Raw genomic sequence first — 16,391 nt, forward strand, 5'->3', positions numbered from 1 at the left:
CGTCCTCCGGTCATGTTGGAAACACTGCTTGGCCGCCGGAATGCTTCCGGCCATAGCCAAGACTGTTTCCCCCCCGGGGGATGACATTTGCTGTGCGGCGACCCTGAGCACCGCTGGGCATGGATCGTGAAAAGCGACGTCCGGCCTACGTTTTGGCGCATTGTTGCAAGCTGACGGCAAGGTTGTCCAACAAAACTTTTTAGTGCCCCACCATCGACGTGGCTTATGTTGCAATGCAGCGGAGGACGCCGCTGACAGCGGTCGCAGGACGGCGCATCCATGCCCCTTGCGGCATGCCGGACATCACTGTGTCAGGATTGACCGCGCGTTATATCCAACCCTATATTGCGAATAATTAACCCAATCTGTCGCCGGCGCCCAACGCGTCACCTCGTGGTTTGCGGGAATCATCCGGCCAGCCAACCGCACCTTCGCAACGTATCCGCATGTCCGCTTCCATCTGGACGCCTCTGCTGCTTTCACTCAAGGTGGCCGGCTGGGCGACCGTCCTGAACCTCGTGCTGGGCGTGGGCGCGGCTTACGCACTTGCCCGCACGCGCAACCGCCTGCGCGACGTCATCGACTCAATCCTGACGCTGCCCCTGGTGCTGCCGCCCACGGTGCTCGGCTATTACCTGCTGGTGCTGCTGGGCCGGCGCGGCCCAATCGGTGGGTGGCTCGACAGCATCGGGATCCAGCTCGTCTTTACGTGGCAGGGCGCGGTGATTGCCTCCACGGTGGTGGCGTTTCCTCTGGTCATGAAATCCGCACGCGCCGCCTTTGAAGGCGTGGATCACCAACTGGAAAATGCGGCGCGCGTGCTGGGCCTGCCGGAGGCTGCCGTGTTCTTTCGCGTCACGCTGCCGCTGGCCGCACGCGGCATTGCCGCCGGCGTGCTGCTGGCCTTTGCGCGTGCATTGGGCGAATTTGGTGCCACGCTCATGATTGCCGGCAACCTGCCGGGCCGCACGCAGACGCTTTCCGTGGCCATCTACGAAGCCGTGCAGGCCGGCGACGACGCCACGGCCAATACGCTGGTGCTGATCACCTCACTCACCTGCATCGTGGTGCTGGTGGTTGCCAGCCGGCTGCTGCAAGGGCGCGCGCCGAACCTTCAGGAGCAACTGGCATGAGCGGCGGCATGATCGATCTCGTCGTGCAGAAAACGCTCACCAGCGCGGCGCGTGTGTTCTCGCTGGACATTGCCGTACGCTCGGACAGCCGGCGCGTGGTGCTGTACGGGCCGTCGGGCGCAGGCAAGAGCCTCACGCTGCGCGCCATTGCCGGCCTCATGACGCCCGAGCGCGGCCGCATCGTGCTGAACGGGCGCACGCTGTTCGATCACGCCGACGGCATCAACCTCAGCGCGCAAGAACGCCGCGTCGGCTACCTCTTCCAGGACTACGCGCTCTTCAACCACCTGACGGTGACGCAGAACATTGCGTTCGGGCTCAAGCGCGGGTGGTTCAACCCGCCACGCCGCACACACGACCCTCGCGTGCAGCAGTGGATCGACACGTTCGAGTTGGGCGCCGTCGCCGCCAATTACCCGACGCAGATTTCCGGCGGGCAGCGCCAGCGTGTGGCGCTGGCCCGCGCGCTGATCGCCGAGCCGTCCATGCTGCTGCTCGACGAGCCCTTTGCCGCACTGGACCCGGCGCTGCGCACGCGCATGCGTTCCGAGCTGTCTGCCCTGCAAGCGCGGCTGCGGGTGCCGATGCTGATGATCACGCACGACCCGGCCGATGTGGAGATATTCGGAGACCACGTATTCGAGCTGCGCGATGGCCGCGTCGTGGCCGATGCGGTGCGCGCGCCCGATGCGGCACCGCTGTCGCCGTATCCGCATCTGACGGCTGTGGTGAACCGCTAGAAAACGCCTAACGCGAGCCCGGTTGCCATGGCCTGCCCGAGGGTGCGGCAGCGCTCCAGATCGTCTGCCCCGATGCGCTTGGGAGCCAGGATGGCCTCGGGCGTTTGCGCATGCGTGCAGACGATGATCGGCTCGGCCACGGGCTTGAGCCGCCAGCCGGTGGCAATGCGTTCAATCTGGCGCACCGCGTTCTGGCCATCGCTGCCTGCACAGATCAGGCACGCGTATGGACGGCCGTTGATACGGTCGAGCACCGGGTAATAGCAGCGGTCGAAAAAGTCTTTGAGCTGCCCGCTGATGGCGGCGAGGTTTTCCGGTGTCGCGAAGAGATAGCCGTCCGCCGCCAGCACATCGTCGGGGCCGGCCTGCGCCGCGTGCCGCAACCGCACCGCAATGCCGCCCTCTTCTGCGGCGCCCGCCTGAGCGGCCTCGGCCATCTGGCGCGCGCCACCCGTCATCGAGTGGTAGACGATCAGCAGGGTTTTGGGCGTCATGGGGGCTTAGGCCAATCCCAGGATCACGCTCGACGCTTCAAAGACAGCCACGGCTTCCACACCTTCGGCCAGTGCCAGTGTTTCCACAGCGGTGCGCGAGAGCATCGCCACCAGCACGGTTTCGCCCGCCGACGCGGCGTTCGCATCGAGCAGGCGCAAGCGCACTTCGGCCTGCACCGCGCCATCGCGGATTTCCGTGACCACGCACGGCAACTGATTTTCTGCCGAGACGCGCCACTCGCCGGCGCCGCGCATCAGCATCACGGCAGGCGCCTTGATGAGCGCGACGGCCTGCACACCCGGCGCCAGCCCCAGCATGCGCGTGCTTTCCTGGGTGATGGTGGCGGCAACAGCCTGGCCGCCCGGCAGGCGCAGCGTCACCACATCATTGACGGCGCCCGACGCCACCGATTCCACCGTGCCGAACAGGGTGTTGCGCGCGCTCGTGCGCAGCATCAGGCGGCGCAGCAGGTTGACGTCTTCGCTGGCAGCCTGCGCGGCGGCATCCAGGCGTTCGACAAAGCGACGGTGCTCGGCTTCCAGCACGCGGAAGCTCTCGATCAGCCGTTGCGCGCGCGGCGTCAACACACTGCCACCGCCGCCCTTGCCGCCCGTGGTGCGCACCACCAGCGGCTCGCCGGCTAGGTTGTTCATGGTGTCGATGGCGTCCCACGCGGCCTTGTAGGAAAGACCCACGGTTTTGGCGCCTGCGGTGATGGAGCCGGTCTGTCCGATGGCAGCCAGCAGTTCGATCCGGCCGCGCCCGCCCCAGTTGTCTTCACCGGCGCGCAGCCAGATGGTGCCGTCGAGTTCCAGCATGTCGTCTCGTCTTGGATGGAGATTGCAACATGCAGGATGTTAACGCTGATTCGTCGGCTCAAGCCGCCGCCAGGCGCGGCGTACGCACATGCAGCAGCACCGAGCGCGAGAGCAGCAGCCCGCCCAGGAAGCCGAACAGCGCGCTGAACATCGCCATGAAGCTGGCAGACTGCGAGACCTCCGGGTGCATCGCTAGCATCACGTTGTAGGCATAGCGGGCAGCGAACAGGCCCACGATCACCACCATCGGCACCCAGCTTCCGGGCACGCGTACGGTGCGGGCCGTTTCAGACACGGCGCCGTTGGGCGGCGACATGTATGTCAGCAGGAATGCCATCAGAACGGCCACCAGCCACATCGTGAGCGCAAGCGCGCTGCCATGGCTTGCCATCGACACGCCGTAGAGCGAGTACGCAGCGACCACCAACGGCAGAACGATCAGGCGGCGGCGCGACACGATGCGGGGCTGCATCTGACGCACCCCAATGGCGATCAGCACGGCAAACACCACGAACACCCAGGTGGGCGTATGCGACACGATGGAGGCGATCGATTCGAGCATGGCGGTCTCCCTGTTGGAATGACGCCAGCTTAGGTGCCGGCCCCCGCACGCGGGAGCGGATTGCGACGAACGGCAGGAACGCCGGTGTGAATGGCTCAGTCAGCCCCGCAGTCAGCCGCGCCGTCAGCCCAGCGCGGCGCGTACGCCGGCATCTACCACGGACAGGTGCGCCCGCAGCAAACGGTCGAAACCTTCGGCCGTGACAGGCTTGCCGATGTAGTAGCCCTGGATTTCCTGGCAGCCCGCCTTGGCGAGGAACTCCACCTGATCGGCGTCTTCCACACCTTCGGCGGTGACGGTCATGCCCAGGGCGCGCGCCATGGCGACGATGGCCTCCGTCAACGCCACGGAATCCGGATCGCCCGGAATGCCGGTGATGAACGAGCGGTCGATCTTCACGTTGCTGATCGGGAAGCGCTGCAGATACGACAGCGATGAATACCCGGTACCGAAATCGTCGATCGAGATCCGGATGCCCTGCGCGGTGAGTGCATCGAACATCGGGCGGACCTCGTCCGCACCGCCCATCAGCAGGCTTTCGGTAATTTCGACTTCAAGCGCGGTGGGCGGCAGGCCGCTGTCGGCCAGCGTCTGTTCGATCATCGGGACCACGTCGCCGGCCTGGAACTGGCGCGCCGACAGGTTGACCGCCATGCGGAAGTCATAGCCCAGCGCTTCGTACCAGATCACGGCCTGCTCGCAGGCGCGGCGCAAGACCCATGCGCCAATCGGCACGATCAGACCGGTCTCTTCCGCCACCGGGATGAACTCCACCGGCGAGATCGCCCCAAGCTTGGCGCTGTTCCAGCGCAGCAGTGCCTCGGCACCGACGATGCGATGGCTGGCCAGGTCGTACTTGGGTTGATAGACGAGCTGCAGTTCGTTGTTCTCGCGCGCATCGCGCAGCGCGTTTTCCAGCATGTAGCGGCGTTGCAGCCGGGCGTTGAGTTCAGCCGTGTAGAACTGCGCACGGTTGCGACCGTTCTGCTTGGCGCGGTACATGGCGGCGTCGGCAGAACGCAGCAGGTCGGAACCCGAGATGCCGTCATGCGGATACAGCGCCACACCAATCGACACACCCAGGTAGTAACGTCCGTTGACGGTATCGAAGGGCTCGCGCATGGCCTGAAGCAAACGTTCAGCCAGCAGCGCGATGCGCTTTCCCTCAACACGCTGGTCGATCAGGATGACGAATTCGTCGCCGCCCAGGCGGGCGATTACGTCGCCGGGGCCGATGCAATCGGTCAGGCGCGCGGCGGCGCTTTGCAGCAGCGTGTCGCCGCAGGCATGGCCGGCAGTGTCGTTCACGCTTTTGAAGCGGTCGAGATCGAGGAAGAAGAGCGCCAACTCGCGGCTCTCGTCGCGCGCGCTCTCAATGGCGCCTTCCAGGTGCGCGATGAAGAAGCTGCGGTTGGTCAGGCCCGTGAGCGCGTCGTGCGCGGCCAGATGGCGCAAGCGCTGCTCGGCGCGCTTGATATCGGTGATATCGGCAAACGACAGCATCACGCTGCTGGGTGCCGGCTCGGCATGGCGGCGGATGGGAATGATGTTCTGCCGCACCCACATCAACTCGCCCGTTTTGAGCAACAGCCCGTACACGCGGCCGAAGATGGGTTCGCCGGTGCGCAGCACCAACGCGGACGGCATCATGGTCGAACCGACTTCCTTGCCGTCTTCATCCACAACGCGTTGAATCGGGTCGAGCCGGTTACGCCCCACGAGCTGCCCGGGGCGCACGCGCAGGATGCGCTCGGCGCTGGCGTTGGCGGCCTGCACCACGCCGTCCGGCGACATGATGACGACGCCTTCATGCAAATTCGAGATCGCCAGGCGATAGCGCTCTTCGCTTTCGGCCAGGCCGCGTTCGACGGTGTCCTTCTGAATGGCAACGCCTGCCAGGTGCGTGACGTCGTCGAGGAAATGCTGCTCTTCTTCCACGGGCATGCACGGTTGTCGATAGAACAGCGCAAGCACGCCAAGCTTGTCCCCGCGAGACGAGCGGATCGGCAACGCCCATGCAGAAGCAAAACCCGCAGCCAATGCCGCCGTGCGCTCGTGTTGCCAGCGCGGGTCGGTCGCAATGTTGTCGACGAAGACGGCGTCGCCCAGATACACCGCGCAGCCGCATGCGCCGGCATCGGGGCCGACAGGCGTGTCTTCCAGTGTGGCGACATAGGTCGCTGGAAGCGTGGGCGCAGCGGCCACACGCAAGGTCTGGGAGCCGGCGTCCAGCAACAGCAGCGCCGACATGGCATTCGGATAAACCTGCTCGACATACAGACACAGGTGGCGCAGAACGCTCGACAGCGTCGCATTGGAGGCAAGTTGCGCAAGCACGGCGTTCTCCGAAGCGAGCAGACGGCGCGCATGCAGCGCTTCAGCGCGAGCCTGTACGGCGTGGCGCTCCAACGCATGGCGCGACACGGCTTCACGCAGCACAATCATGACGGCGGGCTGGCCCTCGTGCTCGCACGCAGCGGCTTCGCTGGCAACCAGCACGTGTGTGTAGTCGGCGCGCACCAGACGGTGTTCGACCGGCTGGGCAGAGACCCCGCTGCTCAACATGCCTGCCAGGCGCGGAATCACCTGGACAACGTCATCGGGATGAATCAGGCCGGCGAGTTGCAGGCCCGCCAGTTGCGCTGGATCCTGCGCGCCCAGCAAGCGGGCGGCGGCCGGGTTGGCTCGCACGAGGCGCCCGTCCACGGTCAGCAATACCGCGTCGGACGACAGCCGTGACAGCGCATCGAAATCGGTACCACGCACATCAGTCATCGCCCCGACCATGGCCGCTACCGGACGTTGCGCGGCCTGGGGGCCCGACGCAACGTCTGCAGGAGAGGCTCCGGCCTGAGCCGGAAGAAACTGGGTCATGGGCAATGCGATGGCTTGAGCGATAACAGCAACAGCAGTGGCAATGGGAAAGCGAGAGGGAGACTACATGTGTCTCGCCCCTAACCACAACGGCGCGCCGGTGAAAAACTGAAGGGTGCTGCGTGCGATCGCCCTGAGGGGCGTGTGGAGGCCACCCGACGTTGACATGACCCAAGAAAAAACCCGCGCTCAGTTGACGAGGCGCGGGTTGAAATCTCTGGACCGTGTCGATCTGTTCCAGAGAGGAGAACCGACCCATGAGGCAAACGACGCAAAGTTGCATCGCATCGCCATGTTGTGAATCATAGTGGCCCCCTTGGAAAAACAAAGGGCGGAAAAGACCGGATATTCCATCGCATTTTCATTCCCGCCGACCCATTTGTTTTGGCACTGCACGAACCCCGTTGCTGCTTGTCCCGTCTGCTTACATCGCCTGCATGTGCGAACCTTACGTGCGGTTCGTTTCACGATGCCGACGACGTCGGAAAAATCTCCCCGGCATATTGATTGGTCGCTACATTGATGAGAATGTTCCAGCCTGCACGATTATGTCGTTCACATGACGTATTTTGCGCAGGCAAAATCACGCTTGAGTGACCCATGAGGCAGATTGCCGCGTCAAGTTCGGGCGCGGCGTGCCGTTACTGGTCGAAAGAGCGCGCCTGTCCCGTGACCTAGCAGGCGCAATTTGGATGCCTGTGCCTGGACTGTCATGCCGTCTCTGTCTCCCCCCAATCGATCGCTTTCACGGCGCACGACGCGGTTGCTGATTGCCGTGAGCGTGCTGGCCGTACTTGTTGCGTTGCCGCGTGCGCACGCTTCTACGCCGCCCGCGGCCGCGGCAGCCCCTGCCCCCAGTCGTCCACCCGTTGCTGCTGCGGCACCCGCCCCAATTCCGGCCGCCAAGACAGCCAAAGCCACGACCGTTGCCTCCACGGCCCCGACCTGCCGGGCGATCATGCAGCGCCTGTCGGGCAGCCTCGCGGCCACGCCCAGCACGGCCGACAAGCCGGGCACCGTGATGATCGACGTCGACAAGGCAGGCGTGATGATGGCCTGCAGCCATTCCGACTCGATTGCCATTCCCGTACCGGGCGGCAAGCCCCGATGACATCCTTCGGCGTCACACACCGTGCCGTGACCGGCATGCTGGCGGCGCTGGCAGCGCTGTCCATGCCGGTGGCCAGTGCTGAGCGCTGGATCCCGCTGCCCGACCAACCCGACAGTCACGCGTCGCTCGACGTCGGCAGCATCCAGCGCATGCCCAGCGGCCCGGTCAGCGCGTGGGTGCGCGTAGAAGCGTCGAACCGCGCGGGCATGCGTTCGCTGCAACGGATGTTCGGCGCCTTCCGCGGCGACATGGCCGATTTTCTGTACACCGTCGATTGCCGCAGCCGGCAGTTCTCGGTCTCGCAAGCCAAGCTGTATCAAGGCGCGCTGACCGTCAGCGAAAGACAGATCGCCAACGATGCGGGCTGGCAACGCGTGGATGGCGTCGGGCTGGCGGGCGAGGTAGCGCACCAGCTCTGCGGCGGATAGCGCCCGGGCTCTTTGCGTCGCGTCGCGGTGCCATCGTTGGTAACATCGACGCGTGCGCCCCGCCCCCACGCCTCCTTCGTCTCAACCTGCCGACCCTCGCGTAACCGCAGACGCGAGCGTCTTCGGCACGCTTGCGCGCGGCTCGCGCGCATCACTCGAGCGCGTGACGAATCTGGGCGACGGCGTGACCGCCGCCATCTGGCGCAACGAGCACGACGAGGCGCGCTACATCCAGCCCGAGCACCACACGCTGTCGGTCTATCTGCAAGGCGGCTACACGACGCACCGGCAAGATCTGCCGCACCTGTTCGGCGCACCAGGGCGCGTGTGCATGCTGCCGGCCGAACACCAGTCGAGCTGGGTGATCGAGCAGCCGATGCGTTTCGTTCATCTGTATTTCCCGCCCGACGCGCTGGCCGGACACGCCGTACGCCTGCTCGACGCAGAGCCCCGCTTGTTCACACTGCACGACCGCACCTTCATCGAAGACGTTCATCTCGCACAAGCTTGCGCGAACATCGCCCAGCTCGATTGGACCGACCTGGACGACCGCATGCGCGCCAACGCGCTGGCCAATGACACGCTGTCGTATCTCGTGCAGACCCAGGGCCGCACGCGGGCGCTGGCTGTGCGGGGCGGGCTGGCGCCGCACGTGTGCCGGCGCATTGCCGCGCGCATCGACGCCGAGCTGCATCTGCCACTGTCACTCGGACAACTGGCGGCAGAAGCGAACCTGTCGGAATTCCATTTCGCGCGGATGTTTCGGGCGTCTTTCGGCGCGGCGCCGCATGAGTGGGTGATGCAGCAGCGCATGGCGCGCGCGCAGACGCTGCTGCGCACAACCACCCTTGCGCTGGCGACGATTGCCGAGCGCTGCGGCTTTGCCAGCGCCAGCCATTTCAGCCGGCGATTCGCGCTGCAGCTTGGCGCGTCGCCGTCACGCTATCGGCAGGCGTGGCAACGGGGCTAGGGCGCAATCTGCCACGTCAATATGCGAACGACCGTGCATTGCGATCGTCTGGTCGTCCAACTCAGCCGAAAAGCTGCGCTGGACTAGCGTTTTCCACGATAGAGGCGCATCGGTGGGCGCAGTAACGTGGAGATGGGTTCCCCATGGAGACCGCCATGTTTACCCATATCCTCCTGCCGACCGACGGCTCCGAGCAATGCCGCAAGGCCATCGACGGCGCGCTCAAGCTGGCGCACGCCACCGGGTGCCGCCTCACCGCCTACACATGCATTGAAGAATTCCCCAACATGGCCTATTCGGCCGGCGTGGGCGAGTGTCCGCATGCGCACTACATGGAAACGGTGCAGGGCTACGCGAAGGACTGCATCGACCGCATTGCAGAGCGCGCCCGGGAAGAAGGCGTGCAGTTCGACAGCGATGTATCGCAGTTTGCCGAGCCCTATCTGGGCATCCTCGATGCGGCAAAGCGGCACGCGTGCGACGTCATCTTCATGGCATCGCACGGGCACCGCAGCCTGATGGGGCGACTATTGATCGGCAACGAGACGCGCAAGGTATTGACCTACGCGCACGTACCGGTGGTGGTCTACCGCTAGGAATCCGTTCACGGGCCGTCCGCTGCGGACAGAGAACCGATTCCCTATCTTTGGGCGAGTCCTGAATTACATCATCGGCACCGGTTCCGGCCCGCCTTCGCCGGACTCGAGTTCCGCCACGCGCTGGGCTTCACGCTCGCCCACCTGCTTGCGCTGTTCGGGCGTGAGCACCTGCATGATCTTGGCGCCGGCCTGCGCGCGCAGTTGCGCTTCGCGGGCAACGGCGCGGCCCAGCGATTCAGTCAGGCTGCGCGCACGCGCTTCGTCATACTGACCCGAAGCCACCATCTGATGCAGATCGCGGCGCGCATGCTCGATGGCCTTGCGCTGCTCTCGCGCTTCGGGCATCTGTGCATATTCGATGGCGAAGATCTTGTCGCGCTGCTCTTCGCTCAGTTTCAGGCCACGCAGAAAGGGCGCGCCGCCATGATGCGGGCCCATGCCACGTGGGCCGCCTGGGCCCATGCCTGGCCCGCGCTCCATCATGCCCGGACCATGTGGTGACATGGGTGGCATGGGCGAGAGCGGAACGGCGCCGGGGCCGGCGGTCTGGGCCAACGCGGCGCACGAAAGCAAAAGTCCGGCGGCAATACCGGCCACGCGGGAAGTCACAGCGGTCATGTTGAGGCTCCTCATGAGATCGTCGGCCGAACACGCCGGCCATACGTTCACTGTAGCCATCGGCCCTGCACGAAAGGTGGGCAAACAGAGGAGTTTTCTTGAACCTCAGGCGTCGAGCCTGTAACCCACGCCATAGACGGAATGGATCATCTCGGTGCCCGGGCTCACCTGTTCCATCTTGCGGCGCAGGTTCTTGATGTGGGTATCGACCGTGCGGTCGGTCACGATGCGGTGGTCGTCATAGATCTGCTCGAGCAGGTTCGAGCGCGACAGAATGCGCCCCGGTGCGCCCGCCAGCGCAGCGAGCAGACGAAATTCCACCGGCGTGAGGTCCAGGCGCTGGCCGCGCAGCGTGGCGGCATAGGCGGCGCCGTCGATCTGCAAGGCGCTCTCCGGCATGCCGCCACCGCGCTGTACGCGGCGCAGGATGGTCTTGATGCGCGCCACCAGTTCGCGCGGGCTGAATGGCTTGCAAACGTAGTCGTCAGCGCCAAGCTCAAGGCCGAGCAAGCGGTCGATTTCTTCCACGCGCGCCGTCACCATGACGATGGGCACCTCGCTGAACGCGCGCACCTCGCGGCAGATCTCCAGGCCGTCCTTGCCGGGCAGCATCAGGTCGAGCAGCACGAGTTCGGGCGCGGTCTCACGAATGCGCTGCGCTGCATGCGTGCCATCGGCCAGCCACTCGGTCTCGTAGTGAGCGGCGCGCAGATAGTCGGTCATCAATGCGGCCAGCTTGGGTTCGTCTTCAATGATCAGAATCATGGTCGGCTAGCGGATCAAGCACATCAAGAATAGGCAGGCGAATGGCGATCCACAGCCCGCCCAGCGGCGAATGTCTGGCTTCAATGGTGCCGCCGTGTGCGGCGATGATGGTCTGGCACAGGCTCAGGCCCAGGCCAGCCCCGCCCTGCGCCCGGCTGCGTGAGGCATCAACGCGGAACAGGCGATCGAAGATGCGCGGCAGCATCGCCTCGGGCACACCCGGCGCGCTGTCCTGCACGTCGATCTGCTGCCAGTCACCGTCCTGATGCACATGCACACGCAGCGTGCCGCCGGCATCGGTATAGCGCAGCGTGTTCTCCAGCAGGTTCTGCATGACCTGCCGCAGACGCTGCGCGTCGCCCTTGACCATCGTTTCCTGCGACGGCGCTGCCGGCATGTCCAGTTGCAACGCGATGCTCTTTTCCATCAGGCGCGGCGTAAAGCCCTGCACGGCACTGCACACGGTATCGGCCAAATCCAGCGGCTCCATGTGGAAAGCGAGCGCGCCCACATCGGCCAGCGAGAGTTCGTACAAGTCGTCGATGAGCTTGCTGAGCGTCGACACCTCCGCCTGCAATGACGCGAGCGAGGTGGCCGTCAGCGGGCGCACGCCGTCTTCCAGTGCTTCCAGTTCACCGCGCAGCACGGCCAGTGGCGTGCGCAGTTCGTGCGAGATGTCCGCCGTGAGCTGACGCCGCATCTTCTGGTTGGCCTCCAGCGACGCGGCAAGGTGGTTGAAATCCGCCGCGAGCCCGCCGAGTTCATCGCGCGAATGCACGTCGACACGGGTGGCGTAGTCGCCGTCGGCCATGCGGCGTGCGGCATCCGTCAGCCGGCGCATCGGAGCCAGCAGGCCGCGTGCGAGCAGCACCGCCACCAACGCCGCCAGCAGAACCGACAGTCCCGCGATGATCCATGTGGCGCGCAACTGCTGCGCTTGGAATGCCTGGTCGGCGCCTTCGGGCACACGCACGCGCGGCGGCATGGCCAGCCAGCCGACGGTCTGGCCGTTGTGGCGCAGTTCCTGCCATCGTGCGTTCGGCCCGAGGGGCGGCCCGTCTCCAATGATGACGTTGCGCTGCGCATCAAGCAGCCAGATCGGCGAGTGCGGGATCGGCGGCTCGCTGGGCGGGTGCGGCGGCATGCTCCCTGCCGGAGGCGGGCCGGGCGGCGGCGGCATGTCTCTGTCGATGCCGCGGTCCGGGCCGGGCGGGAGTGTATCGAAGCGATGACCTGGTGGCAGGTCGAAGCGGTCGCCGCCCATGCCATTGGCTCGGGCCCGGGCGCCTTCGCGGCGCAGCAGGCGGAACCACGCCGTGCGATCGTTGCGCAGGAAATCCCAGTTGCCGTGCTGCGTGTAGGCGGCCTCCACACCCTGCGCGAGCGCGGCCATGCGCTCGGATTCGCGCGCGTTCACGTAGTCGAGAAAGTTGGCGTCAAAGCGCCAGCGCACCGCCGCGCCCATGGCGAGCGCAACAACGATGCTCAGCATGAACAACGCAACGAACAGCTTGGAGGTAATACCGAAAGACGGGCGCATGGATCAGTCAGGGGCTGCCGGGCACCACTAGCGGAAGCGGTTCCCGCGCTGCCCGGCAGCAGGCACGGCCTCATCTTACCGGGCGTGCTGCTGCAGAAAGCGCCAGCATACCAACCGCCTGCGCGCAAAAAATGAGCGAAATGCGAAGAAAGCGTATGCTGCTGCCACGCTGCACACCCGTAGATTCGCGTATCCCCCTCACAAGGAACCGCCCTTGCCCAGCCGGCCGGCCAACCTCGCGTTTTCGATGCATCGCTGCGCCATGCGCGGCGTGGAAGCCGTCGCCGCAGATTCCGGCCACACCTTCCCGCGCCACACGCATGGCCAGTTCGGCATCGGCATCGTTGATCGCGGGGCGCAGAGATCCTTCAGCGGACGCGGCACGGTAGAAGCCGGCGCAGGCGACGTCATCACGGTCAATCCGTTTGAAGTGCACGATGGCACACCTATCGGCGATGCCGGCCGCGCGTGGCGCATGCTTTACCTCGACCCCGGCGTGGTCGCCGAGTTGGCGACGGACCTGCACCCCGGCCACTACGGCGACGCTGAGTTTGACCGCCCTGTCATCCACGACGCAGACCTCGCCCCCCGCATGCGCCTGCTGTTTGCGCAGATGACGGTGCCCGCCGCTCAAAGCGATGCACTGCTGCGCGAGCAGCTGCTGCTGTCCGTACTGGCAGACGCGCTGCACGCCGCCAACGACCGCACCAACCACCACGCTGACACAGCCCCCGACGCCATCCGGCTTGCCCGAACCCGCATCGATGACGACCCGGCGGCGGCCATCTCCCTGCTCGACCTCGCACAGGAAACAGGTTTGAGCCGCTTCCAGGTATTGCGCGGCTTTGCCCGCGTGACCGGCCTCACGCCTCACGCCTATCAGGTACAACGGCGCGTGGCCCTGGCGCGCCGCCTGATCGCCCAAGGCGAGCCGCTGGCGGAAGTGGCAGCCGCATGCGGTTTTGCCGATCAAAGCCACATGACGCGGCAGTTCGTCCGCAAGTACGGCGTGTCGCCGGGCATGGTCGCGGCGGCGCGCTAGCCGCATCCTCCCCCCACCCTCCCCCCGCTGCAATTTCGTTCAAGACGCGCGCATCGCGCGGGCCCATCCTGCGGCTTCCACACACGCAGGATGCGATATGTCCAAACGACTCGAAGGTTGTTTCTACCTTGCCCTGGCGATGGTGCTGGTGGGCAGCACCGTGGCGGCCAGCAAGATCATCGCGGCGGGCTTGCCGCCATTTACGGCGACAGCGTTGCGCTTTGCGATGGCGCTACCGCTATTCCTGCTCATCATGCGCATGACCCGCACGCGCTGGCCCGTGCTCGCACGCAGGGAGTGGGCCCTGCTTTTCGTGCAGGCGGCTGCCGGCAGCGTGGGCTATACGACGCTGCTCATTTCGGGGCTGCGGCACACGTCAGCGGCAGATGCGGGGGTCATCATCGGCACGCTGCCGGTGATGTCGGCGCTGATCGCCATCGTGCTGCTGGGCGAACGGCCCGGGCGCGCGGTGCTGGGAGCGATTGCGCTGGCCACCGCCGGCGTGCTGGCCATCGCCCTGCAGCCGCGCGGCGACGCGACACATCCGCTGCTGGGCAATGTACTGGTGATGGGCGCAGTGGTGTGCGAGGGGCTTTTCATCCTGCTTAACAAGCGGCTGCGCACGCCGGTGCCACCGCTTGCGCTGTCGGCATTGATGAGTGCATTCGGTTTGCTGACTGCGCTGCTGCCCGCGCTGTGGGAAGCGCCGTGGCAGTTGCACGCATCGGCGCAGGCAACGCACGCGCTGATGGCCGTGGCGTATTACGCCATCGTGCCGACCGTCGGTGGTTTTGTGCTCTGGTATGCCGGGGCCGCGCGCGTGAGCGGTGCAGAGGCTTCGTTGTTTACCGCGCTGGCACCTGTGGCAGCCATGGCATTTGCAGCAACGCTGCTCGGCGAGGCCGTCAGCACGCGACAGGTCGGTGGCATTGCTTGCGTGCTGGCAGCGGTGCTCAGCCTTGGCTTGGCGCGTGCGCCACGGCCAGCAATATCGACGACGTCTTAGGCTTCCGCCTCGGGTGCCGTCACATCTTCCATGCGCTCGATGCGCACGCGCACGATGCGGCGGCTGCCAGCTTCAAGGATCACGAAACGCAGGTCGTGGCGCACCAGCGTATCGCCCACTTCGGGCAGGCGATCCCATTGATTGAAGAGGTAGCCGCCCAGGCTCGTGGCGCTGCCGCCTTCGTCGAGCAGCCAGTCGACATGCAGCACATCTTCGAGCCGGCGCAGGTCAGCCTCGCCGGCCACTTCCCAGCAGCCATCGCTGACTTCCACCACGCCCGGGCGTTCGTCTTCATCGGGGAATTCACCGGCAATGGCTTCGAGCACGTCGATGGGGGTCACTACGCCCTGCACGACATCCAGCGAATCCGTCACCAACATCATGCGGCCGCGTGCGCGCTTGAGCTTATCCATCAGGCGCAGGATGCCGACGTTGTCCGACACCTTGAGCGCAGGCTTGACGCTGCGCTCCACGTCGATGGCACCTCGCGTGTCGAGGTCGCCCATCAGGTCTTTGGCGCGCGCCACGCCAACCAGGTCATCCAGGCCGCCGCGGCACACCGGAAACTGGTTATGCGGCACAGCCAGCAACAGTTTGCGCGTGATGGACACGTCGGCATCCAGATCCACCCACGAAATATCGTGGCGCGGCGTCATGATCGAGCGCACCGAGCGCTCGGCCAGGTCCAGCACGCCGCTGACCATGCTGCGCTCTTCCGGGCGGAACACGGTCTCGGGCACGGACTGGCCAGCGTCGTGCGAGGCGGCCTCGTGCGATTCGGACTCTGCCGGCGCGCCACGGCGGTCGCCCAGCAGGCTCAGCACCGCATCGGCGGTGCGCTCGCGCAACGGGCGGCGGCGATCGTAGCGCACGGTATTGTGCTGGGCCACCTGGTTGAAGAACTCGATCAGGATGGAGAAGCCGATGGCCGCATACAGATAGCCCTTCGGAATATGAAAGCCCAGGCCCTCGGCAACGAGCGAGAAGCCGATCATCAGCAGGAAGCTCAGGCACAACACCACCACCGTGCGATGCGCGTTGACGAACTCCGTCAGCGGGCGCGAGGCAAACAGCATGGCGCCCATGGCAATCACCACGGCCGTCATCATCACCGGCAAATCGTTGACCATGCCCACGGCGGTGATGACGGAGTCGATGGAGAACACCGCATCGAGAATCACCACCTGCGCGATCACATTCCAGAACTTGCCGTGACCGGTGCCATGGCTTTCGTCCTGCGGCTCGCCGTCCAGACGCTCATGCAGCTCGGACGTGGCCTTGAACAGCAGGAAGAAACCGCCCAGCAGCAGGATGATTGACCGGCCCGACAGATCGACCGGCCCAAGCGTGAGCAGCGGCTTGGTGAGCCCGATCAGCCACGACATAGCGGCCAGCAGCACCATGCGCATCAGCAGGGCGAGGCCTAGCCCGATCATCCGGGCACGGTCGCGCAGCACTGGCGGCAGCTTGTTGACCAGGATGGCGATGAAAACGAGGTTGTCGATGCCGAGAACAATCTCGAGCACCACCAGGGTGAACAGGCCGATCCAGATGGACGGGTCAGCAAGCCAGGTCATAGCGGGAAATGGAAGACAGCAAAAAGACGATCCGCCGATGATAACCGCAGCGCACGCACCGCCCTGCGCGAATCCCGCGTTGGGTGTTGCAACAAACGGGCCGCGGGGCTTGG

General features: G+C 65.5%; 16 protein-coding genes. 8 read left to right on the top strand and 8 right to left on the bottom strand.

Annotation, left to right across the window (positions count from 1 at the left end):
* The first annotated feature begins 446 nt into the window (after positions 1 to 446).
* Together modB and M1D44_RS22180 are read left to right on the top strand one after the other, a co-directional pair.
* The gene (modB, locus tag M1D44_RS22175; protein WP_024978630.1) at positions 447 to 1,133 is read left to right on the top strand and encodes a molybdate ABC transporter permease subunit; all 687 of its coding nucleotides are present in this window, start codon (positions 447 to 449) and stop codon (positions 1,131 to 1,133) included.
* Positions 1,130 to 1,873 carry an ABC transporter ATP-binding protein gene (locus M1D44_RS22180; protein WP_024978629.1) on the top strand — a complete coding sequence of 248 codons (744 nt, stop codon included), beginning with the start codon at positions 1,130 to 1,132 and terminating at the stop codon, positions 1,871 to 1,873. Before modB ends, M1D44_RS22180 begins: the two co-directional genes overlap by 4 nt.
* Here the strand turns inward: M1D44_RS22180 and M1D44_RS22185 are convergent.
* The 4 genes from M1D44_RS22185 to M1D44_RS22200 all read right to left on the bottom strand — a co-directional run bounded on the left by M1D44_RS22185 (position 1,870) and on the right by M1D44_RS22200 (position 6,622).
* A complete protein-coding gene (locus tag M1D44_RS22185; protein ID WP_112188155.1) occupies positions 1,870 to 2,367 on the bottom strand; it encodes a flavodoxin family protein in 498 nt (165 codons plus the stop codon). The genes M1D44_RS22180 and M1D44_RS22185 overlap by 4 nt on opposite strands.
* Positions 2,368 to 2,373: 6 nt before the next feature.
* Complete coding sequence (locus M1D44_RS22190; RefSeq protein WP_112188157.1) at positions 2,374 to 3,186, bottom strand: TOBE domain-containing protein; 813 nt, start codon at positions 3,184 to 3,186, stop codon at positions 2,374 to 2,376.
* A 58-nt stretch (positions 3,187 to 3,244) separates the two neighbouring features.
* Entirely contained in the window at positions 3,245 to 3,748 is a 504-nt protein-coding gene (locus M1D44_RS22195) for a DUF6622 family protein (RefSeq protein WP_316683147.1), read from the bottom strand.
* Between the two features lie 123 nt (positions 3,749 to 3,871).
* Positions 3,872 to 6,622, bottom strand: a complete 2,751-nt coding sequence (locus tag M1D44_RS22200; protein ID WP_316852452.1) for a sensor domain-containing protein — start codon at positions 6,620 to 6,622, stop codon at positions 3,872 to 3,874.
* Positions 6,623 to 7,334: 712 nt separating this feature from the next.
* Here M1D44_RS22200 and M1D44_RS22205 point away from each other — a divergent pair.
* From M1D44_RS22205 to M1D44_RS22220, 4 genes are all read left to right on the top strand, one after another.
* Complete coding sequence (locus M1D44_RS22205) at positions 7,335 to 7,733, top strand: glycoprotein (protein WP_316852453.1); 399 nt, start codon at positions 7,335 to 7,337, stop codon at positions 7,731 to 7,733.
* Complete coding sequence (locus M1D44_RS22210; RefSeq protein WP_428984633.1) at positions 7,730 to 8,161, top strand: hypothetical protein; 432 nt, start codon at positions 7,730 to 7,732, stop codon at positions 8,159 to 8,161. Before M1D44_RS22205 ends, M1D44_RS22210 begins: the two co-directional genes overlap by 4 nt.
* A gap of 52 nt (positions 8,162 to 8,213) precedes the next feature.
* Complete coding sequence (locus M1D44_RS22215; protein ID WP_316852454.1) at positions 8,214 to 9,131, top strand: AraC family transcriptional regulator; 918 nt, start codon at positions 8,214 to 8,216, stop codon at positions 9,129 to 9,131.
* Positions 9,132 to 9,286: 155 nt separating this feature from the next.
* Positions 9,287 to 9,727 carry a universal stress protein gene (locus tag M1D44_RS22220; protein ID WP_045202201.1) on the top strand — a complete coding sequence of 147 codons (441 nt, stop codon included), beginning with the start codon at positions 9,287 to 9,289 and terminating at the stop codon, positions 9,725 to 9,727.
* A 66-nt stretch (positions 9,728 to 9,793) separates the two neighbouring features.
* On the opposite strand, the gene M1D44_RS22225 is transcribed toward M1D44_RS22220, so the two are convergent.
* The 3 genes from M1D44_RS22225 to M1D44_RS22235 form a co-directional block, all read right to left on the bottom strand.
* On the bottom strand, positions 9,794 to 10,348 hold the full coding sequence (locus M1D44_RS22225; RefSeq protein ID WP_024978619.1) for a Spy/CpxP family protein refolding chaperone: 555 nt from the start codon (positions 10,346 to 10,348) through the stop codon (positions 9,794 to 9,796).
* Between the two features lie 105 nt (positions 10,349 to 10,453).
* A complete protein-coding gene (locus tag M1D44_RS22230; RefSeq protein ID WP_024978618.1) occupies positions 10,454 to 11,113 on the bottom strand; it encodes a response regulator in 660 nt (219 codons plus the stop codon).
* Positions 11,097 to 12,653, bottom strand: a complete 1,557-nt coding sequence (locus M1D44_RS22235) for an ATP-binding protein (RefSeq protein WP_316683151.1) — start codon at positions 12,651 to 12,653, stop codon at positions 11,097 to 11,099. The genes M1D44_RS22230 and M1D44_RS22235 overlap by 17 nt, the downstream gene beginning before the upstream one ends.
* Before the next feature lie 262 nt (positions 12,654 to 12,915).
* Between M1D44_RS22235 and M1D44_RS22240 the strand changes: the two genes are divergently transcribed.
* A complete protein-coding gene (locus M1D44_RS22240) occupies positions 12,916 to 13,695 on the top strand; it encodes an AraC family transcriptional regulator (protein ID WP_316683613.1) in 780 nt (259 codons plus the stop codon).
* A 97-nt stretch (positions 13,696 to 13,792) separates the two neighbouring features.
* Positions 13,793 to 14,701 carry a DMT family transporter gene (locus tag M1D44_RS22245; protein ID WP_316852455.1) on the top strand — a complete coding sequence of 303 codons (909 nt, stop codon included), beginning with the start codon at positions 13,793 to 13,795 and terminating at the stop codon, positions 14,699 to 14,701.
* Here the strand turns inward: M1D44_RS22245 and M1D44_RS22250 are convergent.
* On the bottom strand, positions 14,698 to 16,278 hold the full coding sequence (locus M1D44_RS22250) for a TerC family protein (protein WP_024978614.1): 1,581 nt from the start codon (positions 16,276 to 16,278) through the stop codon (positions 14,698 to 14,700). The two genes, M1D44_RS22245 and M1D44_RS22250, sit on opposite strands and share 4 nt — an antisense overlap.
* Positions 16,279 to 16,391: the final 113 nt, after the last annotated feature.

The sequence above is a fragment of the Ralstonia sp. SA306 genome (assembly GCF_054792405.1).